Here is a 25,454-nt window from a genome sequence, read left to right as displayed (position 1 = left end):
TTACCCTTTTATATTAGTATGAACATATACAATTTTGCCGGAACATGAAGTATTTGCTCTCAAATTCATTCTTTTAATCGCCGTATTCCGGCTACATTTTTACTCTAATGGCTGTAACCCGTTTCACGTCAACACCGAAAAAAGATAGATGTGCAAAAAAAAGCGATGCGCCCTTAGAGTTAAGGAACACATCGCTCTTATACAATATCTAATTATTATTGTTACTTAATGAATTAATGCATAGGACCTTGTTGTCCTGGCGTTGATCCTACTTTGACCCGTTTCACGAAGAGTGAAGCAATCAGACCGATAATCGACAGAACTAATGCGAACACAAACGCATTCTGTACACCTGACGTGAAACCTGCCAGTTGATTTTCTGGACTTTCCGGATTCGCCACTCCGCTCAAAAAGCGGGATTGTCCTGCGCTCAGTATACTTACCGCAACAGCCGTACCGATCGCTCCGGATACCTGTTGCAACGTATTCATGATGGCAGTACCGTGAGGATAATACTCACGGGGCAATTGGTTCAGACCATTCGTCTGTGCAGGCATCATAATCATCGAGATTCCGACCATCATGAACACATGCAGCGTAATGATTTTCGCCAGTGTTGTTGTAGGTGTAATTCCAGTGTACATGAAGAGTACAATCGTTACGATAGCCAGACCAATAATCACAAGCCACTTTGGACCGAACTTGTCAAATAGTCGACCCATAACCGGAGACAGTAAACCATTCAGCAAACTGCCCGGCAATAGAACCAGTCCGGCAGTTAACGCGGTAACCGCCATACCTTGTTGCAGATACATTGGCAGGATCAGCATGGATGACAGCATCATCATCATACAGATGAATATCAGGATCAAGCCAATCGTAAACATCGGATATTTGAACGCCCGCAAATCCATCATTGGCTGTTTCATTCTCAACTGACGGATACTGAATAATAGCAAGGACAACACACCAATAACGAGAGTGGCAACAACGACCGGACTTGTCCAGCCTCCGCCAGTTTCCCCGTGTCCCCCTGCGCTACTGAAGCCGTATACGATACCACCAAAACCAAGGGTAGAAAGGATAATGGACAGTACGTCAATTTTGGGCTTGGTCAATTTCGAAATATTAGGCAAGAACAACAAACCGCATACCAGTGAGATCAGGAAGAACGGCAAGGAGATCCAGAAGATCCAATGCCAGCTCAGATTAGCCAGAATCAGACCGGAGATACTCGGACCGCTTGCTGGTGCAAACATGATAACCAAACCGATCAATCCCATGGCCGCGCCACGTTTTTCAATCGGGAAAATAACCAATATGGTGTTAAACATCAGTGGCAACAACAGAGCTGTACCTATCGCCTGTAGTACCCGTGCCACCAACAGAATTTCGAAGCTAGGTGCCAGTGCAGCAACAAATGTTCCTGCAATCGAGAAAATCAAAGATGTTGTAAACAGCTGTCTTGTGGTAAACCACTGCAACAGCATGCCGGATACTGGTACCAGGATTCCCAACACAAGCAAGTAACCTGTAGTTAACCATTGAATCGTTGTAGGACCTACTTCCAGTAGAGCCATAAGTGGCGTCAATGCCACGTTTAATGCCGTTTCTCCAAACAGACCAATAAAGCCGCTCAGCAGCATCGCGAACAAAATCGGAAATACCTTGTATTGCTTTGTTTCTTGTTGATTCTGTGCAGAATCAGCCTTCATGGAAACCTCCACGATCCCATCCTCCTCAAACGTATCGAACTTTCTTTTTCTCTGTCTCTTGGTATAAATTATTGAATCTGTTTGGCGTTCTTCGTCACAACCGACAAATACTCAGCAGCCGTCAGCAGAGGCTGTTTATCCTGATTCGTCAGGCTGATAATCAGTGCTCCCTCCATCAAAGAAATGATCAGAAGTGCCGTCTCCCGCGCCTTCTCTTCACCAACACCATCCAGAATCAGATGTTTCTTAATGACATCCTGCCAATCTGCAAATACACCCTGACATGCAATACGCAACTGCTGACTAATACACGATGTCTCCACAGCTGCCCAGAAGCTGAATGGCAGAAATCCGGTAAACCCGGCTGCTTCTGTTTCATGAGCCAAATCATGAATAAATCTCTGAATGGCATCCCCCGTATTGTCGTGGGCTGCAAATGTTTTCTCAAATGTCTGCAGGATATGTTCATTGGCTTTTTGAATACACTCGTGCGCAAGCTCTTCCTTGCCATGCGGGAAATAATGATACAACGACCCTTTCGGCGTACTACTCTCTTTGATGATCTGATTCAGACCGGTCGCATGATATCCTTGTGAAAAAAACAGTCTCGCTGCTGTGCTGACAATAGACTCTCTAGCATTAGACTTTTCACTCAACGAAAGCCACTTCCTTCAAATAATTATAACAATCGGTCTATATAATTAAACTCGTTAAGATAAGGACTGTCAATCATTTTTATTTCAAATTTTAATGTAAACGCTAACAGTTCAGGAGTGAGAAAATGAACCGAGCGACGGCTCATGGTGAGATCATCATAACAGCCGCTAATTTGGAGACAAAGCTCCAGATTAAGCGGCTGTTTGTTAGCTTGAATATATTAAGAACTGTATATTAGTAGATATTGGAGTCATCTCCGTCTTAATGTACTTCCTCATGCACAGCTTTAGGAGTTTCAACTGTTCGTTTATTACCTGCCCACACGTCTTGCACGTAGCGTCCTTCGGCCTGAAGCTGAATGAGCCAGTTTTTCGCTAGCTGCATCGTTGCTCCATGCACCTCCTGATATGCTTGCTGCAAAGTCTCTTCTACCGCAGGAGCCATCAGGCTTCCATCCCCGCATACGTAGAGTTTTCCTTTGTTCATCAGCATGTGAATTAACTTTTCGGAATCTTCCTTCATCAGATGCTGTACATACGTTTTGGGCTTGCCTTCTGCACGAGAAAAAGCAGTGTGTAGCTTAACGATCCCTTCCCTTTCGTATTGCTCAAGCTCCTGACGATATATGAAATCTGAATCATTCCTGCACCCAAAGAACAAATGCGCCTCACTCAGTGGCAAACCTCTCTGTTTCATGACAGCTCTCGCCTGGAGGAAACCTCTGAACGGTGCAACCCCCGTCCCCGGTCCCACCATGATCATCGGTACGTCAGCCTCTTTCGGCAAATAAAATTCGGATTCCGGCGTACGCACAAACATCAGAATACGTTCTCCGGATGGACAACCGGCAAGGTACGATGAAGCAACTCCCTGGTATTCGCCTTTGCCACTCCATGCAGGCTCTCTTACTACCGATACGGTTATGCTCGCTTGCTCTGAATTCAGGCTTGGCGAACTGGATATTGAATAATATCTGGGCTTGAGTGGAGGCAATAGTTCAAGGAACCTTTCGAATGGCAGTTCACACGCCTCATACTTTTCTAGCAGGTCCAACATGGTGATTCGATTGGCAAGAATATAATTCTTGTAGCTGTTTTCATCCAACATGCCTTCCAGTTCACGCTTATGAGGTGGACATACCGTATGATTAGCTAACTCCTGCAACTGTGTTCTGGTAACTGGTGTCTGCAATTCCACACAGTGAGTGAGCAACTCATGTAGCTCGACGGGACGGTTCAATGGAAGATGTGTAAGGTGGCTGACGTCCGAAGTTAATTGGATCTGAATATCCCTACTTAGTGAGAACCGACTGAGTATCCGATCCACATTCTGCTTCTGGTTGCTAGGCAACACGCCGAGATGGTCGCCTTCTCTATAACTCATGCCTTCAGGCAGTAACACTTCGATGTGACGCGTGCTTCTTCCACTTCCCAGCGCCTGAAGCTCTTTATTGACTACAACCGTGGCATAGCTGGCATCATAAGTTTGTGCAAGTGGCATCTCTGCTTTCTCATGGACAATCTCCATTTGAAGTCTGCTTGTGCTTGGTAGGGTTGGCTTCACTACTTCCGCGTTGATCCCCAGAGCATTCAACACCTGCGGCCACAACATATGCTGCCACGTCTCAACTTGTTTCTCCATATCACCTCCGGCATCGGCTTCACCGCGGGATAACAGTCTTTTACCTCCCAATCCTTCAAGCTTCTCATCTATCAATCGAGGAATACTCTGATACGTCCCGGACCAACTCCGATCTCCACAGCCCAGAACGGCATAGTTCACATCCCTTGCTTCCTCTGCCCCCGCACCATTCAACCAGTCTACAAATGCCGTAGCATTTTGCGGAGGTTTACCATTATACGAAGCAGTGACGATGAGAACGACACCCTGACGAGGTAAGCGGCCCATCCACTCATTCAGAGTGGCTGCTTCGCTTGGGATTCCATACGAACGACCTTTCACCACAAGCTCTCTGGCAATGCCTTCTGCCGTTCCGAGATTGGAACCATATAACACCAGGAGCGAAGGGTTACCATCTGCTTCACCGGCCAGGGTATCTCCCATTTGACTGGAACTTGCTACGTCTTTATGAACATCAGGAGCAGGTTTCTCTTCCATAGATCTGGTAGACTTATTCATCTTTTGTGACACTTCGCGCGCTTTCACCTGGATTCTGAAGTCTCCCGGCTTCAACGTCAGCGTCTGTTTAACATCCAATTCATAATTGTTGTAATCGATCAGCTCAAAATGTTTGAGGACCATGCCAAGCACAAGTGTTGCTTCATATAAAGCAAACTGCATGCCGATACACGCTCTCTCCCCATTACCAAAAGGTTTATACGCATGATGAGGCACTTTCGCCGTATCTTCAAATCGCTCCGGACGGAAAAGCTCCGCATCCTCTCCCCAGGCCTCTCTGTCACGGTGGAGCTGGGGCAGAAGAATACTGCAACTTTCCCCTTTCTTCAAGGGATATCTGCCACCTATAACCGTGTCTTCTTTTGCATATACGTCAAATCCCGGAGCGGTTGGCCATAAACGTAGCGATTCACTGAGAATCATGCGAATGTAGGAAAGCTGAAGAATTTCCTCGTACTGTGGTGAGTCACTGACCAATATCTGATCCACCTCGTCATACGCCTTTTGAAGAGATTCCGGATTTTTCAGTAGAAAGTAAAGAGCAAAAGATAACAAACCACTCGTTGTTTCATGTCCGGCAATGAGAAACGTAATAATCTGATATCGGATGTTCTCATCATCCAGCATCTCTCCTGTCTCCGGATCTTTGCCATTCAGCATACGTGCGAGCAAGTCGACCTCTTCGGGTGCTGAACTCGCTTTACGTTCCTCTATAATCTGATCTACCAGAGAGAACATCGTCTGAATATCCTCTTGGAACTGTCGTTTGGTTTTGACCATAAGCAGGTTCTGAATTTTCAAACGTGAACTCTTCTGCATCGCTTCATTCAGCGCCCTAACCATGCTTTCAATAAAAGGACTGTGGTCCTGTCTGTAAAAGCTGTTAAACCGATAATTGAATCCACATAGTCCAATGGTATCCAACGTAAGGCGTGTCATATCATCCGCAACATCAATCGTATCGTTGGAATTGAGGCGCGCCCACTTGTTGATCAACTGTTCGGCAATATCAACCATCATGGGATGATAACCTTTCATGGCCTGTTTGCTGAAGGTGGGAAGCAGAATGTTATGGGCCTTTTTCCAGTTGGGCTCCGATGTTCTGCTTGTAAATAAACCATCGCCTCCAAAGGCACGTACATTTTCGAGTTCATTGTATACATATTTGTCAAAACGGGACACATCACATAACTCAGCGACAAGATCTGGTCCAGATACGATTAAACCGGAATAACCGGGAACGGTAAGTCGATATATCGGTCCATGCTGTTCAGCCAGAACACCTAGCGACAACGTTGGTTTATTTTTATCAATCAAGGGCAGATTGCCAAGTGGTCCATACATTTTGGGTTGTGGAATATAAGTTGCATCACTCATGATGATCACCTCTTAACTGTACGCCGTGGAGCAAAGTATTCGTTAGCCATATGATGGCTGTTCTGCTTTCATTCATAAGTGATCTCTCCTTTGATGATTATATAATTGAGAGTAATATGTATCATTTGATAATACAATAAACCATAATTGATTTAATATCAAATTTTCTTCCAGCTGAATTACTTTCTATTGAATCGTTCAACGTTTAAGTTGATAACAACAAATAGAGGATTGCATATGCAATCCCCTAATTTATGAACCTATGACGCCATGGTTCTATTCACTTATTCATTTATTCTAATGATGACTTGGCTCATCCCACTTCTCGAAATTCAATTCATTATTAATGCTTACCGCAGACAATGCCCCCAGAGACGCAGCCGTGATTGCCTGATACATCTCGGAAGCTGCATCACCAGCACTGTATACACCCGATACGGATGTTTTGCCGGAAGCATCAACGATAACCGTTCCCGACTCTGTAATTTCACAACCGATGGCTCTCGGCAGTTCTGATCCGGTGAACAGTTTGGGTTGGAAGAAAACTCCTGTGCATGCAATCGCTGTACCGTCATTCAGTATAACTTGTTTTACCATCCCTTCTTCAGAGTCAATGGATTGAATCGGTGCATTGAATACAGTAACATTATGCCGCTTCAGCTCTTCACGCTGCTCATCGGTTAAGGAATCTGATCCATTCGTACAGATCGTATAACGTTCTGTCCAGCCGGATATGACTTTTGCCATATGTAATGCCTTATCTCCACTAACGATGATGACCAGCGCTTGGTCTCTTAACTCCCATCCATCACAATATGGACACACAAACGCACTTTTACCGTAAACTTCTGTTAATCCGTTAATATCCAAGGGAAGGTCTTTCTTGCCTACCGCAAACAAAATCTTTTTCGTGCGATAGTTTACCCCTTGAGTAGTCTTAACTACAAAATCACCGTCGCTACCTGTTATCGCTGTTGCCGTATCGGATGCAAATTGGACTGAGGGATACGCTTCAATCTGTTCTTTGGCAGCTTTCCGGAATTCACGTGGACTTGCCCCATCTCTTGTCACAAACCCATGAGTCTCCCTTGTAACCCAGTTACGTGGTGTCTCATCATCAATGACCACGACGTTCTTACGTGCCCTGCCGAGTACAAGCGCCGCATTAAGCCCCGCTGGTCCTCCACCAATAATAAGTACATCCAAGAGTTGATTCATATTACTCATATTTTTCACCCTTTCCAGACATTTAATATCTCTAATTATGTTTTAAAAATAACCTCCGCTTTCTCTTAAAGAAGATAATTCGGAGATTACTAGAACTATTTCTAAAAAGACCATTAAAGATATCTTATATCTACAATAAACAAATCCTAACCTTTTTGCAACATATATCTTTATCTATCTTTTTCAATCCAGCCTGTGTGAGTTGAACAAAAGAACATTTACACTTACACTATAATGACAGAACAAACTTCACATCGCTGTTATCTCCGGATTTTTCGATTCTCTCCTGTAACACAGAAATAATTATTTAACAATTAAAAACAACCTTGTTTTTAAATTGTTCACAATCAAATGACATTATTTTAAATACTAAAACGTTAATTAAATCACATAGTGTATTGAATGGTATAATAGCGACATAATATATAAGTATAGATATAGGAAGTGAGTTCTTGAAAACATTGAATAATGGTTCACAGACCAATATCAGCCTGGAGTATAGCTCGATTCCGAAAGTATTCTTTGATACAATCAAAATCGGAATCATCAAGTCCAACCTGATCGCCATGTTTGCGGGTTTAAGTTTGGCTTTATATGTATTTGATGCTTCAATCTTAGCTAATATTGTACCAATCATCCTTTCTTTTATTGGATCTTCTCTCATTATTGGAGCTGCAGGGGTGTTTAACAACTTGTATGATCGTGATATCGATGCGATCATGGAACGTACGAAGAAACGTCCTACCGTTACGGGACGTGTAGATACCAAGTCGGGTCTGATTCTCGGTATTGCAATCACCATCATCGGGGGCATCATGTTGTACATCGCTTCCCCATCCGCTGCTGTATTCGGTATTTTGGGTCTGTTGCTGTATGTGTTCCCTTACACGATGTGGACCAAACGTACAACGATCTACAATACGGAAGTGGGAAGTCTTTCGGGTGCTGTGCCTCCACTCATCGGTTGGGCAGCCATTTCACCGGAACTGGGTCATTTCGAGATCTGGGCATTGGTTGTTACGATGCTCTTATGGCAAATGCCTCACTTTTACGGGATTGCGATTCGTCGTTTTGACGAATACAAAGCTGCTGGTGTTCCCATGCTACCCGTTGTTAAAGGCATCAGACGAACATACATTCAGACAAATGTGTATCTGGTACTGTTACTGATCTCCAGCTTTTTATTCTGGCCAATGAGTCCATTTGTCGCTATTGTGGCATTTCTGGTTAGCTTGGCCTGGCTCATTCTTAGTGTGGCTACCTTTGATAAGAAAGAAACAGAGAAATGGTCCAAACGGATGTTTATCTTCTCCATTAACCATATCACTATTATCTTCCTGGTCATCATTGCGTATTCCTTGATCGCTCAAATGATGAGATAAAAATATTCCATCTTTCCACTCGTTATAACGATAAAAAGCCTTACAGACTGTACTCTTGCAAGGAGTCGCCTGTAAGGCTTTTTTGCTTTTTATTATCTTTTCAAAATTGTAAAGCTATCCAACTTTGGCGGGAGTTTGCTCCCCTTGCCACAGCAGCTGCATCTCTTCATTGGTGGCAAGCAATTCGGCTAAGCTTCCCTCGGCTTCAATGCGTCCATTTTTCATAACAATAATATGATCTGCTTTGGAAAGTGCTGCCCTGCGGTGAGAAACTGCAATGCAAGTGACATCCGGCTCTTGGAACAGCCCTTCCCATACTTGTTGTTCTGTCTCCACATCCAGTGCACTGGACAGGTCATCAAAGATAAACAGGTCCGCTTCCGTCATTAACATGCGTCCTGTGGCCGCGCGCTGAATCTGCCCGCCTGACAGCATCACCCCTCTTGGACCAACCGGGGTCTCAAGCCCCTGATCCAGATGTTTGATATCCTTCTCCATTACAGCCAGACGAATGGCTTTTTCAAGGGCTTGCTCGGTGTTACCCTGTTTGCCCTGGACGATATTTTCTTTCAACGTATCACTAAACAGTCTAGGCACTTGTGGAGTATACGCGGCTCTAGGCGGCATCAGGAATGTGGCTGGATCAACAGCTGCTCCATTCCAGTGAATGTCCCCTTTTTGCTTGGGTAACAGTCCAAGAAGTGTTCGTACCAGCGTTGATTTACCTGATCCGATCCGTCCCGTAATAACAAGAAATTGTCCGCGTTTCAGACGGAAGCTGATCTCTTCTATGCCATTTGTAGAATTCGGATATTGATAAGTCAGCTTATTCACCTCAAGAGATTGCAACTTCTCCTTAGGGTCCCTCTGTTTACTTACAAGCTCCGGGGGATCTTCATACAGGTAGATTTCTCTCGAATCCATGATCTGGTCTTCTTCCCCTGGGCGGAATAGCTTACGCATACGATCATAGGATACCTTAAGCCTTTTGTGCTGAAACACCATATAACCAAACAGTGAAATGCTAAATCCGATATTGGCCAGATAACTGGTGAATAAGGCAAAATCACCTACGGTAAAGTTCCCTGCTTTCATCTCAGCTGCACACATCAGTAGAATCAGTCCTGTACAGATACTTAGCACATGCTGATTCATTGATCTCATCCACTGCTTGAACAGATTGTCTCGAAGTGAAGCCTGACGACGATCTTCATTCAACTGGTTGAAACGTGAAGAGACATTCTCTTCGGCCTGACCCAGTTTCAGGGCTTGCACTGCTCCAAACGTTTCCGCAATAAAACTGGTAATTCGCCCAGTCGCTTCACGATTAACCTGTGCATACTTCCGAGCCCGATTTCCGGACAGGTTGTTAAGTAAGGTAACGACCACCAATGGCAGCACGGCAACCAATGTGATCTGCCAATTAATGTTCGCCATAATGACGATGGATACAACGGCAAATACGAGCCGTCCCCAGAAATCTACCCATGATTCTACATACTCGACGACTTCATCCACATCATCCCGAAAGCGACTCATCGCTTCCCCTGGTGAAGCCGGAAGATTACGTCCCGGCCAGCGCATGATCGCTGCGAGCATGTTGGTTCGCAAAATCGCCTGAACATGATACAGATACGTAACCCATGCATAGAAGGCTACAAAAAATGTGCCCACCCGTGCCATTCGGACCAAAGCAATGAAGATAAGCGGCACAGCAAGCCACATGTAGTCATTTGACCCCACTGTTGTGCGATCAAAAAACCATTGCATTCCAATACCAATGGCTAGCGGCAAGGAATGAAATATACACCATAACAATCCGTTGATTACAAATAACAAAGGCCTGAATCGAAACAAACGGCCTATAAATCCTGCTACAGTCATGCCAATTCCTCCTCTCGGCCTGTAATGAGCAGTCTGGCATAGTGAGATGCCGGGTTACTGGCAAGTTCTTCTCTCGCTCCAAACTCCAGTACCTTCCCATCACCGAGCACCATAATCCGGTCAACTTTCTCCAGCGTAGCCAATCGGTGAGCAATAATGACTCCGGTGGATTGTTTCATTAACTGATCAATTGCAGATTGCAGCATACCTTCGGTCGCGGCATCCAGACGTGACGAAGGCTCATCCAGAATAACCAGACTTGGTTCGGTCAGGAATACGCGGGTTAAGGCAAATAACTGTGCTTCCCCTGCCGACAATGAAGCTCCACCTGCAGCCAGATACGTATCAAGTCCTTCTGGTTGTGAATTAATCCATTGGCTAAGTCCAAGGCGATCCGTCGTCTCCTTGATCATATAATCCGATACATCCCCATTGAACAGGGTCAGATTGTCACGCAGTGTGCCATCAAACAACTGCACGTCCTGTGTCACCATACCCACCCGGCGATAGAGCGCTTGTAATGAAAGCTTTGTGATATCCGTTCCACCTACACGGATCGTCCCCCGATCCAGATTGTATAGCCGGAGAAGAACACGACTAAGACTCGATTTGCCGCTACCTGTGCGACCGATGATTCCCAGACGTTCACCAGGCTTAATGGCAAAAGTAATGTCCTGCAATACCGGTTTATCCTGGTTATAACTGAAGTGCACCTGACTGAATTCCAACCCAAGCGGTCCTTCCGGCAATTGCTCCTCTTTGCCCTCTTCAATCACACTGTGCATGGACAACAGCTCTCTGGAGCGCAGCATGCCTGATTTTGCTTTTTGGAACTCCTGCACCTGATCTCCAAGCATCTCAATCGGATCATTCAGCATCTGCGTATATTGGTAGATCAGAAATAATGTTCCGATACTAATTAGACCTTCCATATAGTAATGCACACCCAACAAAAGCACCGCAGTGACCGCCAGAGCGAACAGAACTACTGTGGTATTCCACGGAATAACCCGTAGCAGCCAGGCTTTTCTCCCCTTACGGAATACCGTGCGCATCGTGCGGTAAAAGCGGTTCATCACATAGGGCACATGACCATTTGCTTGCACATCTTCAATCCCCGCAATGCGTTCTTCAATTAATCCGAACAGAGAGGCACTTGCCGCCCGTTCTTTTTTGGAAGAGTCCACGCCCAGATTTCGGATGAAGACCATGAACAGGATCGATAATAATGTGAACACGGTCATAACCGCAGCAATAGGCACATTAACGCTGAACATGAACCCGAGAATTCCGGCCAGCAGTACAAAACTACCGATCACTTGCACAATGAACATCGCGAAAAAATTGGAGATGCTCGTTACGTCACCATCCACACGTTCAATCATCTCACCAGGTGTTTTCTCATTATGAAAACGCATATCGAGACGCAGACAGTGCTTCAGCAGATCTCCGCGCAGTTGATTCGTGGCCCGCCAGGCCACATCATTCCCCAAATAACTTACCGCTACCGTGATGAGTTGATTAAACACGGCAACAACCAGAAATATCCCTGCGAGTTGAACAAGATTGGTGAGGACTCCTCCACTTGCTGCTGTATCGATAAATCGTTTGATGATCTGTGGATTCAAGAGCTGAAGCCCCGTTGATGTGAGCAACATGATTAAAAGTAAGGCCAGCCGTCCTTTGACTGGTTTTAGATAGCGCAGCAGCCATGACATGGAGCTTTTCTCTGTTTTGGGCACAGGTCCCACCTCTTTATTGGTTTATTTATATAAAGTGAACTAAAGAACTTTACACTGAAACTACGATGACAGAATAACCTTTTGGTCGCTGTTATCCCCACTAGGATGAGTCATACATAATGACATTAAAATCGGGATTTCTCGCCCATAATTGATATGTAGAACGTAAGTTGACCATTGTACACTCTCCTTTTTAACAAGTTAGTTTTTTATAAAATAACGCTCCAAACTCTCCTTTCCATGTGAACGGATTGATGGAATGCATGCAAAAAAGCCATAGATGAACTAATGTTCATCTACAGCTTGTAACCAAAAGAGACCGGATGAAATGCAAAGCATTTCCCGTATCTCCTCTGCATCGCAATAATGATGAGCGTCCACGACAGGGGTGCACAAACATGACTGTCCCAACGCGATCATTGCAAAATAATTGGATTAATGTCACTATGCTCATGCGTATTCAGTTATCGATTCGAAATCTGTATAGGCATAAACATAATCATCATCCCACCCGTTTCACATATTTGTTGTTTATTGTATGCGCTAGAATAACATCCGTCAAGATAATTTTAACTGAATTGTTATTTAATTCATGTCATTAATCTTTTCAATTCCTGCTACATACTTAATGATGTGGACTCCGTTTGCTTCTCTCTAACAACAAGACGTCTATGTGCGATAAGAAGAAAAGGTACTCCCAGTGCAGTCGTCAGCGCAATAGGTACAAAAACGGCCAGCCCATTCTCCGCTCCAAATTGACTTAGCAACAACCCTCCCATGACAGGAGCAATGACACTACCGATATTATTGAAGCCGATGGTACCGAAATACGTCCCTTTCCATTCCGGCTTTGCAATCCGGTCGATGAGCATATCCATCATCGTGAACAACAGCACTTCCCCAATGGTAAATAGTATGACACTCATCATCATCATGAGTACACCTTCAGCGATTCCGACCATCATCAGACTGGTTGCAACCAGCAGGTTACCCACAATGAGAGGAACAAGCGGTGGGAAGTTTCGGAAGGTTCGCACAAGAGGATACTGAATAATCAGTACCGTCACGGCATTCAGGGACAGCATGTACGAGAACATCTGGCTTCCATTTTCAAAGATCGGGCTCCTCGCCAAGTACTGTGCCAACGTAGAACTAAAGTGCCCGTAACCCAGAACACAAAATGTGGTACCGATTAATACTGGCAAAAACACCCGGTCGCGGCCGGTGGTCATAAGTGCTTCACGCAAACGTGGTGCGGTTGCCTGATGACGCTCTGGCAGATTGGCATGCTGTAGCTTGAATTGTAGAAATAATACAAGTCCATAGGCTATGTATACCAAGCCGGAAATCATAAACGGAAACGTTGATTCAGATGATCCCAGCTGAAATCCGATAATTGGCCCAAAGACCACACCGAGATTAATTGCAGCATATCTGAGGTTGAACACCAGCAATTTGTTCTCTGGAGAAGTAATATCCGATAACAGTGCTCTGGAGGTGGGCTCAAATACTGCGCGGCATAATCCGTTTAACGTATTGGCAACAAAGAACACCCATAGATGCTCTGCTGCTGAAAAAATGAAAAATACACCTGCCCAACTAAATACCGAGATTAACATCACGATTTTGCGCCCGATCCGGTCCGAAATATAACCTCCATAAAAGCTGACCATTACACCTGCCAGCGAGCTAACGGCCACAGTAATACCGGTCTGGGTCGGTGTAGCTTCTAGTACACGTGTCAGATAGATGGATAGAAACGGGATACTCATTGACGTTACAAGACGTCCAAACATGGTTCCGATAATGATGGTCCATGCCAAGGGGTGAATTTGCCTTAAATATTGCTTCATGCGAACTTCTCCTATTCTTTCTAATGCTTCAAAAGCGGACTTTTCGAAGTACCTCTTCTAATGTATAATTGTAAGGATAAAAGGGGGAAGTAAAAGTGTAAACATATGATCACACTTTTCACCTTTAATAGAGGAGTCATGACCATGGATACCCTACATACACACTTTATAAGGCTCGCCGGGGCCGAACAGCTTTCATTTAAGCTCCATGAACCTGTAGCGGTAACCATCGATAGCCTGTCCGCTGCCCTTTGCTGCACTCCTCGTAATGTGAAATTCATTCTTAGAAAATTGGAGGAGCAGGGCTTCATCCATTGGCAACCGGGACGTGGTCGTGGACATCATTCGAAGCTAACGATGCTGCGCAGCATGAATGAGGCGCTGGAAGCGAGTTTTACCGAACTTTTGGGTAAAGGCAAAATGAAAGACGCCATTGAACTCATCGGAAACGTTCAGATGCATGATTCACTGCGAGAACAGCTCATGCTCTCCCTCCATCAACAGATGGGATTTCACAGCCACGATGAAACTTCCTCAGGTCAGGATATCCTGCGCATCATGAGGTCACGCCAGTTAGGTGATCTGGACCCGGCCTTTGTTTATACTGCATTTGAAACCTATCTGCTGAGCCAGGTCTGTAATACATTAATCACTTATGATGCCAAGACAGAATCTTTCCTGCCAGCACTGGCTCACATGTGGGAGTGCAGCGAGGATCATCGCCTATGGACCTTCTATCTCCGAAAAGGTGTACGTTTCCACAACGGACGTGTCATGACGTCCCGGGATGTTCAAGCGACGTTACAACGATTGATTGATGTGCATAGTCCGTCCATCTGGTTGTATCGGGATATTGAACGTGCGGAAGTCGCTGGTGATTACTGCATCAAGTTTGTTCTACATCGTCCTAATCGGTTCTTCTTGCATCTGTTCAGTTGTATTCGGATGACGATCCTGCCCTACGATTACAATGTAGCCAATACCTTAATTGGTACCGGTCCTTTTCAGATCTCTGAGCTGAATGAAGATGTGCTGGAGCTTACCGCTTTTGATGCGTACTACGGAATCAGGCCACATCTGGATCAAGTCCATTTCTGGTTTGTGCCTGACCTGAGTCCGAATGATCGCTATTATGAGCTACCGGGTACAGATCGATTGAGTGTCACAACAGGCTGTGATCAGACGAACAGTATCAATTACCCGGCGCTTGGTTGTCAGTATATGCTGTTCAATTTTCACAAGGAAGGCATCCATCATCATCCCCTATTTCGACATGCTCTGCGTATCGTCTATGATTCGGTCGCGCTTGTCCGAGATCTCGGTGGGAATCGGATCACACCAGCCAGCAGCTTTCTGCCCTGGAGAAGTGCAGCCCAAGACTGGTCCGCTGCCTCTCTTGAGCATGCTCTTGAACTGCTGCATAACTGTGGGTACCAGGGTGAGACGGTAACATTATCGTATAAGCATAATAAGGATACAGATGTTGCAGAGTGGTTTCAGTGCCGTGCAGCGTCCATCGGTCTGAACATCAGCATGCAAGCCGTTGTGGATTATTTCAACTCAGAGGAAACCACGAACGCACAATTGATCCTCGCTGAAGAGATACTGGAGGAAGATTGGCAGTACGGCATGATTCATTTTTTCAAAAACCTGTCCAACCATTTTCATATGTGTATGTCTCCTGCATTCCAGTCTCTACTGGATGACAAACTGGATCATTTCGCTAAGCTTCATCGGGCAGAACGTACTGCGCTCCTGGATGAAGCTGAAGCCTTGCTACGTGATCACTGCTGGATCTTGCATGGCTGTCACATGAACAAGCAGGCTGAACTGGATCAGAGCATCTTCGGCATGCAGGTAGCAGAATTCGGATATATGGACATCTCGAAATTATGGATCAAAAATCCTTAGGGATTTGTGCACAGTCGCATCTGCGGCATACAGGAGTGGACCACGTAATGGAACAGCAAAAAAGCCGGTAGCCTATTGACGATAAGCTAGCGGCTCTATTGCCGATCCATTTTTAGTGCAATCAGAGATGAATATTTAGAGATTATTTTTAATGTAATAGGTCTCCAACACTTGCATAATGGACTCAATTTTAATCGGTTTGCTGACATACGCATCCATGCCTGCCTTCAAACATTTATCCATGTCTCCTCTTAACGCATTTGCAGTTACCGCAATAATGTATGGACAACTCTCGGGGTGCAAAGAATTTTTAATCACTTTTGTCGCTTCGAAGCCATTCAGTCTTGGCATATGCACATCCATGAAGACAATATCATACGAATTGTGTTTGACCGCTTCGACTGCCTCAACACCGTCTGCCACATGATCCACAAAGTGCCCTTTTTTCTCAACGATTCTGCTAAGGACGAGCTGATTCACTTCATTGTCTTCTGCGATTAATATTCGCAAGGCTGATGTTCTGCTCTTCTTCTGCTGTTCATCTAACCTGTTGCTCTCTTCACCGTTATTTAATTTAAATTGGGCGGTAAATATAAATATTGTACCCGGTTCATCCGATTCCTCGATCCAGATCTTTCCGTGCATAAGCTCCACCAGTTTCTTGCTAATGGCAAGGCCAAGACCGGTACCTTGAGGTTTGCGGGTCATAAAATTCTCCAGCTGGTAGAAAGGTTCAAATAATTGTTGTTTCCTCTGAGCCGGAATGCCAATGCCCGAATCCTTTACCTGAAAATAAAGCTGCACGTTATTGCTGCACTGCTCCTTAACTCCCACTTTAACTTCCACGCCGCCTTGTGAAGTGAATTTGACTGCGTTGCCGATGATATTGGTAAGTACCTGTTTAAGACGATAAGCATCACCATACACCGGAGTTGGAATAACATCTTCTACACACATACGAACATCCAGCTTCTTTTCACGAGCCAGTGGTTTTACGATTTGCACCGTCTCGGTCACGATCTCTACGAGATCAAAAGGATCTTCTACCAGATCGGTTTTGCCTGACTCGATTTTGGAAAAATCAAGAATATCATTAATGATGGCCAACAAGGAATCTCCACTCTTCTGGATGATTTCGATATATTCCTTTTGTTCCCCGCTAAGTCCAGGAGTATCCAGAAGCAAATCCGTCATCCCAATTACACCGTTCATAGGTGTGCGGATTTCATGACTCATCATCGCCAAAAATTCACTTTTGGCCTTATTCATTCTCTCCGCCGTTTCTTTGGCTACAAGCAGTTTTTTCTGTTCCGTAATATCCTTCGCAATCAGGTAAAACCCGACATTGGACTTATTAACAATGATTGGAGCAAGCGTAGCCAAGACTTCTGTCTCAGATCCATCCGTGTGCCAAACAGCGTTGATCTCCTTTTCAGCCAGTTCATAATTACTGCCCAGAATCAGACCCAGATTACTGGCTCCGATAAATCTGCTTATGCTTGTACCGATCATTTCAGCCACGGGACAGCCCGTCATTTTCACCGCTACTGGATTTGCATTCATAATATTACCATCCATGTTAAACGAGATAATGGCGTCATGATTGTATTTCTTAAGCGAAGTGTATCGCTCCACAGATTCCTGCAATTTAAATTCGATGCGTTTGCGTTCAGTGATATCCTGTAGTGTTCCGTTTAGCTGGACTGGCTGACGATGCTCATCAAGCGTAATCAATCCGCGCAAGTGAAGATACTTCTCATGTCCATCAGAGCTGATATGTTTGTATTCAAAATCGAGCGGTTCACCTTGTTTTACCCCTGTAATATGTTTTTGTAAAGAGGCTATATCTTCGGAATCCATAACATCAAAAACATCACTTATACGATATGGTTTGCAGGTGCGTTCAAGTTCAAAAATCTCAAAGATCTGATCTGAAAATGTAATATGGTCTTTGACCATGTCCCATTCCCAACTACCAATTAAGGCAATACGTTCAGCCTCTGCACTGATATCCTTTTGTTTTTTTCGCTCTGATATATCTCGTCCAATCGTAAGAATCTGCTGTCCACGCTCCGCATCACCAAATACCTTGTATGTGGTTTCAAACCAAAGATAATGCCCATCTTTATGACGGACTCTAATATTCAACAGATTACCTTTAGTCAAATCCATCTGTGAGATCCGTTCCAGATCTTGTGGGTGAAAGGAAGCATTATTGTTTTGGCCAATGACTTCTTCCGGGGAATAACCCAATATTTGTTGGACTGACGGTGAGCAGAACCGACAAACTCCCTCTAAATCGGCAATATAGATGATCTCCTGAGCATGATCCGTAATAAGTTTGAACACTTCTTCACTATGCAGAAGTTTTTGTTCGGACAGTTTACGATTGGAAATATCAACAATATGGCAAACGGAATAAAGAGGTTCATCCGTAATTTCGCTTCGAACCAAGGAAACATGTATTGAACACCATAAGATGTCACCATTTTTATTAATGTAACGTTTTTCGTATTGATTTTCTTTTGATTTACCTTCAAATAGCTCATAACTACAGATCATATCTTGTATCGAATCATCCGGATGTGTAATATCCTGATACGTGAGATCCATTAGTTCATCACTTGTATAACCTAGCATACAGCAAAAAGCAGGGTTCACTTTCATCCATTGCCCTGTTGGAGCAACGAGTGCAATCCCAATAGGCGCTTGATTATAGATCTGCTCGAACAATTCATGATGATCGACCTTTTGAACCTGCATTGTAAGTTCTCCTTTTGGCATAGACTCCATGTATAGTTTGTCGAAATCTAACGTTTTTACTGATATAAGATGTTCTATAAAAATTAGTCAGTTTTAAAACAACAGTACCTGCTTAATACCCAGAATTTCAGCTGTTGAAACAAATATTTCTAAGAGATTTGTGTCTTTAAAACCAAACAAGGCCTGGAATCCATTCATATGGAGTCCTGACCTTTGTCGTTATATATCATAATAAGTTATATGCATCATGGAATCATTAGAAAAATGGGTTAGCGCTCGCGACCAATAAGATAATCCAATAAATGTCTCAAAAAAGGAATAGGTTTCGGCATCTCGTTCAATGCATCTGTAGCAAGACAATAATGCTCCCACATCGCTTTCTTCGCGCCTTCATCACCAAGAATAGACACAAAGGTTGAATTGTTGTTCCGCTCATCCTGACCTGCAGGTTTCCCAAGAATGAGGTGATTTCCCTCGAAATCCAGCAAGTCGTCCTTGATCTGGAAGGCGATACCTGCATGATAAGCGAACTTTTTCAGCATAGCCAACTCCGGTTCCTTCACTTGGGCAAGTATGGCTGGCATAACCAGTGCAGCTTCGAAGGCAATGCCTGTTTTGTAAAAACAGATCATGTTCAACTGTTCAAGTGTTAATTCCTTGCCTTTGGAGTTCAGATCCATGGCCTGCCCCATACACATATCCTCTGCTTTTTCAGCCGAATACTGAATGAGCGTGAGCACGGTTGCCGCATCAAAGCGATTCAATGAAGATTGTTCTCCAATCGCCTTCTGAATGAGAAACAGACCGGTAAGCTCTGCTGTGGCGCTATTGTGTACCTGGTGCAGCGTGGAACGTCCACGTCTTGTCGAAGCATTATCCTGCGTAGGCAGATCATCAAAGATCAAGGAAGCGGTATGCATGTACTCCAATGATCTTAGCAGCGGAACAATAGATGATTCAGGTAGACCATACTCGCTCACACCCATAACCCAAGTTAATATGGGGCGTAGCCTCTTTCCGTCTCCCTGCAAACTATAATTGGCTGCATCGATTAACGTTTCTTTCATCTCATGCAGTCCACCGGGCTTTGCAATCTGCAACTCCACATTAATCTGTTCGCGAACCGTTCGAATGGTCTGTTTGAACTCCTCTTTTTCCTGCTTGTCATTTTTCAATTGAAGCACAACCTGATCCCGTAATAATTTATCAAGGAAATCAACGTCATCTGCTTTTCGCACCATCTGTTGAACCAGTTGATTGAATTCAGGCTGCCCAGAGGCAAAGATCGTCATCACTTCATCATATTTTTGCTGCCCCAACCGTTCTTTACAACGCTTCAGACCGTTGATCGCACGATCCAGTATGACCTCGCGGGTCTTGGCATCCGAGTTATATACATCATGGATTAGATGAGAGATGACTGCCCAATACAATTCATATGGATTAATCAAGTCGGGACGCAAATCTCGATACTTCAAATAGTACGTATACGGAGTCACTGCCCCTTCTTCCATATCGTCAAACATATCGGCAAAATCATCAGCCAGCTGATTATATATCCCGTAATAGAACGTCCGCAGATCAAATCCTTCATCCACCGGTGCACTGAGAACAGACCGGACGATTAATCGGGAAGAAGAAGATTTGATAATAATCGGAATGTACAATTCTTCATTAGTATAATTCGCATTGGCTAATTTCTTGTTGCGATCAATCTCCTGAGACTGAAAGAACACATAGGATTGCTCTAAGAACGTACGCTGTTTCTCTGGATGCTGGTAGTTCTTGATGTACTCAAATGCTTCCCGAAGTTCGGAATGTACATATTCAATCACTTCAAGATTGCTGCCTTTCCACTCCCCCAGATCAGGTACAACCCCTGTAAGAAGTGCATCGCGTATCATCAGGGAATACTGTTCTTTTTCCTGAACAGTCAAAGCCTGTGAATCCAGCAAGTCATCCACAAATGGATACGTCAAACCGTACGAATAACCCAGTCGAATCGCCGTATCAAATCTCCGGGCACGTTCTTCAGGTGGTGTCTGCTCATTCATCTCATCGTCCACATGAAGGACCACACCAAGAATGATCTTGATGAGCTTCCGCTGCGCCTGCTCTGCATCCAGCTCCTTCGGGATGTTGGATGCTACATTCTTTAATTTGTTCATCACCCAGATGACAGCCGTTTCAATGTGCTCCTTCTGTCCCCACCGGTACAACGCAGCCAGACTGATATAATCAGGTTGCCCTTTTCGCCCAGTAGCTGAGCCCATAAAGTATTTTTTAGTATTCTGGACAACGTTCTGAATTCGGGCCTGCGTACCCGAAGAATCAAGGGCTTGCCCCAGATCCCGCATATAAATATAGGAGATACTCCGATCCAGGTAATCATCCAGTTTTCCTGTAGTATTCAGCCAGTGGATATATCTATGAACATCCCGGGGATCCGGTTTTCTTTTGCTAGGTGATAAAAGAGAAAGCCAGGCAAAACGATGAATATGTTTCTTTTGCCATACATGAATATCTTGGGTAAGTGCTGTCGTATACGTATTATCCATAAGTTGCTGCCTAAGAGAAGTAAAATACTGAGATGCTTTCTGCTCAGCTAGCCGATATCCTGCATCAGCCTGTTCTGTAAGTACGTTATTCATAGGGTGGATACCTCAACTTCTATTAATGTTAAACATGTATCCATGAAAGGAGATGAGGTGCTCCATGGACGAAAACTGAACTCATTTGATCGTGTATCCAACGCTTCAGCTCATGTTCATAACCTATATACGGCGATTCAACCGTTTGGTTACGAAATCGTCATTGTTCATTCCCATATACGTGATTTTACAGAATGGATGACCAGACTTTGACCGCTGTGATGGCGATAAGTACGATTAATGCATATCGAAGTACCCTCACATTGATCATCGAACTAACCCTTGAACCAAGGGATGCGCCTAGCAGACTTCCGATCACCGTGTATATAATGGGTTCTAGCGGAATGTCCCCGCCCGCAATTTTACCTATAACGCCGCCAATGGCGGAGATAAATACAATTGCCAGTGAAGAAGCAATCGTCGTTCGTACGGGGATGTTGAGAATTGTCAGCATGATGGGAATAAGGATAAAGGCACCACCCGCACCAACAATTCCTGATACAATACCTACTGCAAAAGCAGTGCCTGCTGCAATCCATCGGTTAAACACCAAAGGAGCTGAGGTATCAAGCTTTCCCTTTCCGGGAATCAGCATGAGAACAATTGCCATGATCGCCAGAATGCCATAGATCAGATTAATAACTGTTCCGTCCAGATGACCGGATATGAAGCCGCCGATCAGACTGCCAGCAAGAATGCTGGAGCCCATGTACAACACCAATCCGCGGTGAACGATCGCCCCACCACTTCTACCCGTTTTTACTTTTCTGCGGAATGCAATCACACCGGCAAGTGAAGCGAAAAACACTTGAAACATACTAATCGAAGATACCTGATGTGCTGAGAATGGCTCCAGTCCCATCCAGGATGGAACATATAACAGTAGCGGATAATTGATAATGGCCCCACCAATACCCAACAAACCGGAGAAGAATGAACCGACCAGACCCAGTATAAACATGATGACAAAAAGCAGAAAATCCATCGGTTATGCGCTTCCTTTCGTGCAATATAAATCTCATCTCGATACCACTCAAAAGTGCTATACAAGGTGAATATAATCCGTTATAATAAAAACCAAGTAAATTAATCCGAAATGAGTGATTAAGCATGTTTAACGTGTTGAAGACTCTTTTTGAAAATAAATGTCCACAGTGCAACGAAAAATTACAAGTTCATAACGATGCGTTGTGCTCGACCAAAACTTGTTCTCAATGTCATTACAAAGAAGAGAGTTATGGCTCTCTCGGCGTTCGAATTGTCTATGACACCACAAAATGATAAAAAGCTATAACCTTGTTAATTGTATCACGATCTCTGAAATTTCGGGATGATTCGACAAACTTATTTCCATCTCATATGCCATGATTACTTTATAATGAAAATACAAAAACGGTGCAAAACGAATAAATCGTTCTGCACCGTTTTTTTCTGTTTTTTGAGATGAGTTGCCTTCATCTTAAAAGGGTTGCTTACTTTATTTTATTTGGTTTTGAAGCTGAGGAATCCATCATCTACGGCTACGGTTGTCCCGTTCACTGCACTTGCTGCATCACTGAACAGGAATGTAACCACACTGGCTACTTTCTCCGGTTGAATAAGCTCTCCACGCATATGTTGAGTAGCAAGCGCATCCTTCATGGCTTTGTCATCACCCAGAATCGGTGTTTCAATAAAGCCAGGTGCTACACCAACTACACGAATTCCATGCTCAGCAAGTTCCAGTGCACCGGATTTGGACATCATGACAACAGCAGCTTTGGCTGCATTGTAGTTGAAGCTGCCTACTGCAGCAACACTTCCATAGATCGAAGCGGTATTAACAATGGTGCCTTGTACATTTAATTCAACCATTTTTTTCGCGCCATAATACATGCCATAATATACACTGTGCTGATCTACATCAATGACTCTGTGATAGGATTCCGGGTCCATCTCCAGAAATGGTTTCACAAGTCCAATGCCTGCGTTATTGAAAATACCGCTTAACGTACCATATTGCTCTACGGTCCAGTCGATCAGGGCTTTGATCTCGTCCCCTTTGGATACATCCACTTTGTATGCGCCCGCTGTTCCGCCTGCTGCTTCAATCTCTGCCGCAATCTTCTTCGCTCCGTCTTCGTTATAGTCAGCGACAACAATAGTCGCACCTTGATCCGAAAGTTGAAGTGCTGTTTCTTTACCAATACCACTAGCTCCACCTGTAATGATGATTACTTTTCCATTGTGCTCCGTCATGACTCAGTTCTCCTTTGGCAAAATAGTTTTAGTTGCAGTTATATACTTATAGTAAGTAACTATATTTTATTAACTTATAAATTCATCATACGCCTCTGTCACAACCTTGTCAAACCATAGATCATCTTCACATTAATTAAGAGATAAATGTCATATACATCTCCTATTTACATGATATAGTCTAGCTCCTGTAATATTAAATATGCATGAGTTTTCGGAAAATAAAAAAAGCGAGCATAACGGTAATTCAATCATTCCGATATCTCGCCCTTCTCAAGTATTCGATTACAAACTGATTGTCTTAAGGTGCTAAGATCAATTCAACTTATTCACCCTGAAGTCCGCTTAGCGGATCTTTCAAATTATTGATGTTCGTGATCAGTTCAGGAATGCCTGTCTTCTCCCAATTTTCTGCCGTAAAACCTTGCTCTGCAATTGTATTCTCGAAATTGCCCACGACTTCCGTTAATTGAGTATTGTAACTAACCAGATTCTCATGAATGCTCTCTCCTATTGCAGGAGCAGTCAACTGAGAAAATTCACTTGCTTCTGCTTGGATCAGATCGATTTTCTCCTGAATCTGCGTTGTAATCTCCGGATTATTCACCGCACTCGATGCGAGCTCTTGCAGATCAGCCCCGGCGTTTGATACCTGTTCTATATAATCAGTAGCCCCACTCACATAATTTAGACTTTGATTGGCTTGTTCCACGACAGAACAGGCTGAAATCAGCAGAATACTTGATGCAATAAGGCCTGTCATCATTAACGTGTGCTTTCTTTTTCTTATGAACATGATCATCTCCCCTTCTCTAATCGGAATCCTTGTTCCAAGTCCATGATACCTGTTCAGACTGCTTCTTTGCAAATGGGTCTGCAGCCAACGTTATTAAGATGTATAATAGTAAAATCACACGGTAAAGGGATGTCATGATTATGCTTCAAGCCTTGAACCAACGCTTGAACCGCATCATGCCACTGATTACCCCAATCAGCATTATTGTTGGCGTGTTATGCGGGAGTTTTCTTTCTTCTTATACCTTTTTATCCCCTTGGCTTTTTGCATTCATGACGTTCGCTGGAAGTATCAGTCTTGGGATACGGGATTTTGTGAACGTGCTGAAGAAGCCGTTTCCCCTGTTTGTATGTCTGTTTATTTTGCATTTGGCGATGCCTCTAATTGCACTCGGTATGGGCCATCTGGTCTTCCCTACAGATGCGTACACCATAACGGGCCTTGTTCTGGCAGCCGTAATTCCAACAGGAATAAGCAGCTTCATCTGGGTCAGCATCTATCGGGGCAATATTGCACTTACGCTATCTATCATCCTGATTGATACCATGCTTGCGCCTTTCGTTGTACCCGGAGTGTTATCTCTGTTAATCGGCACCAGTGTCACATTGGATACGGCAGCCATGATGAGCAGTCTGTTCTGGATGATTGTTGTGCCATCGCTGGTGGGTATGCTTCTGAATGAGTGGACCAAAGGCGCCATTGTCCCGGTCTGGGGACCGAGATTGAATCCGCTATCCAAATTGTTTATGGCATCAGTTGTTGCAATTAACGGATCTGTCGTTGCGCCCTACTTGGCTGACTTCAACTGGAAGCTCACTGGACTTGCGGTCATCATTATTTTCCTGGCATCATTCGGTTATGCGCTAAGTTACTTCATCGCCCGATTGCTGGGCTGGAATGAGGCCGATCAGGTCGCTCTGGTGTTCAATGGAGGTATGCGTAATATCAGTGCTGGCGCAGTACTGGCTGTTTCTTATTTTCCGCCACCTGTTGCTGTCCCGGTCGTGCTAGGCATGGTATTCCAGCAGATGCTCGCTTCATTAACAGGTTATCTGCTCGGTCGTCGATCGCAACTTCTGCAAAAGTCGGATAAGACATCCGCTGCCTAACAAAATATTG

General features: G+C 44.3%; 15 protein-coding genes. 3 read left to right on the top strand and 12 right to left on the bottom strand.

Translation table 11 applies throughout. From position 1 onward, the window contains the following. Positions 1 to 233: 233 nt before the first annotated feature. The 4 genes from V6669_RS13910 to V6669_RS13895 all read right to left on the bottom strand — a co-directional run bounded on the left by V6669_RS13910 (position 234) and on the right by V6669_RS13895 (position 7,106). Entirely contained in the window at positions 234 to 1,715 is a 1,482-nt protein-coding gene (locus V6669_RS13910; RefSeq protein WP_338594942.1) for a DHA2 family efflux MFS transporter permease subunit, read from the bottom strand. A gap of 68 nt (positions 1,716 to 1,783) precedes the next feature. Then, a complete protein-coding gene (locus tag V6669_RS13905; protein ID WP_036608373.1) occupies positions 1,784 to 2,371 on the bottom strand; it encodes a TetR/AcrR family transcriptional regulator in 588 nt (195 codons plus the stop codon). Positions 2,372 to 2,633: 262 nt separating this feature from the next. Then, on the bottom strand, positions 2,634 to 5,888 hold the full coding sequence (locus tag V6669_RS13900; RefSeq protein WP_338594426.1) for a cytochrome P450: 3,255 nt from the start codon (positions 5,886 to 5,888) through the stop codon (positions 2,634 to 2,636). Between the two features lie 297 nt (positions 5,889 to 6,185). After that, on the bottom strand, positions 6,186 to 7,106 hold the full coding sequence (locus V6669_RS13895) for an NAD(P)/FAD-dependent oxidoreductase (protein ID WP_338594941.1): 921 nt from the start codon (positions 7,104 to 7,106) through the stop codon (positions 6,186 to 6,188). 461 nt (positions 7,107 to 7,567) lie between these two features. Here V6669_RS13895 and cyoE point away from each other — a divergent pair, with 461 nt between their 5' ends. Then, complete coding sequence (gene cyoE / locus V6669_RS13890; RefSeq protein ID WP_036608378.1) at positions 7,568 to 8,497, top strand: heme o synthase; 930 nt, start codon at positions 7,568 to 7,570, stop codon at positions 8,495 to 8,497. A 114-nt stretch (positions 8,498 to 8,611) separates the two neighbouring features. Here the strand turns inward: cyoE and V6669_RS13885 are convergent, their stop codons facing one another. From V6669_RS13885 to V6669_RS13875, 3 genes are all read right to left on the bottom strand, one after another. After that, positions 8,612 to 10,381 (bottom strand): ABC transporter ATP-binding protein, encoded by a 1,770-nt coding sequence (locus tag V6669_RS13885; protein ID WP_338594424.1) that lies wholly within the window; start codon positions 10,379 to 10,381, stop codon positions 8,612 to 8,614. Then, positions 10,378 to 12,123, bottom strand: coding sequence for an ABC transporter ATP-binding protein (locus tag V6669_RS13880; protein ID WP_338594422.1), 1,746 nt, complete (start codon positions 12,121 to 12,123; stop codon positions 10,378 to 10,380). Before V6669_RS13880 ends, V6669_RS13885 begins: the two co-directional genes overlap by 4 nt. Positions 12,124 to 12,740: 617 nt before the next feature. Beyond that, entirely contained in the window at positions 12,741 to 13,976 is a 1,236-nt protein-coding gene (locus tag V6669_RS13875) for an MFS transporter (RefSeq protein WP_338594421.1), read from the bottom strand. Positions 13,977 to 14,120: 144 nt separating this feature from the next. Here V6669_RS13875 and V6669_RS13870 point away from each other — a divergent pair, with 144 nt between their 5' ends. Continuing rightward, positions 14,121 to 15,887 (top strand): ABC transporter substrate-binding protein, encoded by a 1,767-nt coding sequence (locus V6669_RS13870; RefSeq protein WP_338594420.1) that lies wholly within the window; start codon positions 14,121 to 14,123, stop codon positions 15,885 to 15,887. 135 nt (positions 15,888 to 16,022) lie between these two features. On the opposite strand, the gene V6669_RS13865 is transcribed toward V6669_RS13870, so the two are convergent. From V6669_RS13865 to V6669_RS13845, 5 genes are all read right to left on the bottom strand, one after another. Further along, a complete protein-coding gene (locus V6669_RS13865; RefSeq protein ID WP_338594419.1) occupies positions 16,023 to 18,650 on the bottom strand; it encodes a PAS domain S-box protein in 2,628 nt (875 codons plus the stop codon). A 269-nt stretch (positions 18,651 to 18,919) separates the two neighbouring features. Next, complete coding sequence (locus V6669_RS13860; protein WP_338594417.1) at positions 18,920 to 21,301, bottom strand: polyprenyl synthetase family protein; 2,382 nt, start codon at positions 21,299 to 21,301, stop codon at positions 18,920 to 18,922. A gap of 187 nt (positions 21,302 to 21,488) precedes the next feature. Continuing rightward, on the bottom strand, positions 21,489 to 22,286 hold the full coding sequence (locus tag V6669_RS13855) for a sulfite exporter TauE/SafE family protein (protein ID WP_338594415.1): 798 nt from the start codon (positions 22,284 to 22,286) through the stop codon (positions 21,489 to 21,491). 497 nt (positions 22,287 to 22,783) lie between these two features. After that, positions 22,784 to 23,539, bottom strand: coding sequence for an SDR family NAD(P)-dependent oxidoreductase (locus tag V6669_RS13850; RefSeq protein WP_338594414.1), 756 nt, complete (start codon positions 23,537 to 23,539; stop codon positions 22,784 to 22,786). A gap of 325 nt (positions 23,540 to 23,864) precedes the next feature. Then, a complete protein-coding gene (locus V6669_RS13845; protein ID WP_162158960.1) occupies positions 23,865 to 24,335 on the bottom strand; it encodes a DUF6376 family protein in 471 nt (156 codons plus the stop codon). 140 nt (positions 24,336 to 24,475) lie between these two features. Between V6669_RS13845 and V6669_RS13840 the strand changes: the two genes are divergently transcribed. Beyond that, positions 24,476 to 25,444: a bile acid:sodium symporter family protein gene (locus V6669_RS13840; RefSeq protein ID WP_338594411.1), complete on the top strand. Its 969-nt coding sequence runs from the start codon at positions 24,476 to 24,478 to the stop codon at positions 25,442 to 25,444. Positions 25,445 to 25,454: the final 10 nt, after the last annotated feature.

The organism is Paenibacillus sp. Y5S-9, assembly GCF_036894235.1.
GTDB lineage: Bacteria > Bacillota > Bacilli > Paenibacillales > Paenibacillaceae > Paenibacillus.
The sequence above is the reverse complement of the archived record's forward strand: the minus strand, read 5'-3'. Positions and strand labels throughout refer to the sequence as shown.

What these genes read in the sequence shown, in the direction of transcription:
- V6669_RS13850 (WP_338594414.1), bottom strand. Translation starts at nt 23,539, where the DNA reads ATGACGGAGCACAATGGAAAAGTAATCATCATTACAGGTGGAGCTAGT.
- V6669_RS13845 (WP_162158960.1), bottom strand. Translation starts at nt 24,335, where the DNA reads ATGTTCATAAGAAAAAGAAAGCACACGTTAATGATGACAGGCCTTATT.
- V6669_RS13875 (WP_338594421.1), bottom strand. Translation starts at nt 13,976, where the DNA reads ATGAAGCAATATTTAAGGCAAATTCACCCCTTGGCATGGACCATCATT.
- V6669_RS13900 (WP_338594426.1), bottom strand. Translation starts at nt 5,888, where the DNA reads ATGAGTGATGCAACTTATATTCCACAACCCAAAATGTATGGACCACTT.
- V6669_RS13895 (WP_338594941.1), bottom strand. Translation starts at nt 7,106, where the DNA reads ATGAATCAACTCTTGGATGTACTTATTATTGGTGGAGGACCAGCGGGG.
- V6669_RS13855 (WP_338594415.1), bottom strand. Translation starts at nt 22,286, where the DNA reads ATGGATTTTCTGCTTTTTGTCATCATGTTTATACTGGGTCTGGTCGGT.
- V6669_RS13840 (WP_338594411.1), top strand. Translation starts at nt 24,476, where the DNA reads ATGCTTCAAGCCTTGAACCAACGCTTGAACCGCATCATGCCACTGATT.
- V6669_RS13870 (WP_338594420.1), top strand. Translation starts at nt 14,121, where the DNA reads ATGGATACCCTACATACACACTTTATAAGGCTCGCCGGGGCCGAACAG.
- V6669_RS13885 (WP_338594424.1), bottom strand. Translation starts at nt 10,381, where the DNA reads ATGACTGTAGCAGGATTTATAGGCCGTTTGTTTCGATTCAGGCCTTTG.
- V6669_RS13865 (WP_338594419.1), bottom strand. Translation starts at nt 18,650, where the DNA reads ATGCAGGTTCAAAAGGTCGATCATCATGAATTGTTCGAGCAGATCTAT.
- V6669_RS13860 (WP_338594417.1), bottom strand. Translation starts at nt 21,301, where the DNA reads ATGAATAACGTACTTACAGAACAGGCTGATGCAGGATATCGGCTAGCT.
- V6669_RS13910 (WP_338594942.1), bottom strand. Translation starts at nt 1,715, where the DNA reads ATGAAGGCTGATTCTGCACAGAATCAACAAGAAACAAAGCAATACAAG.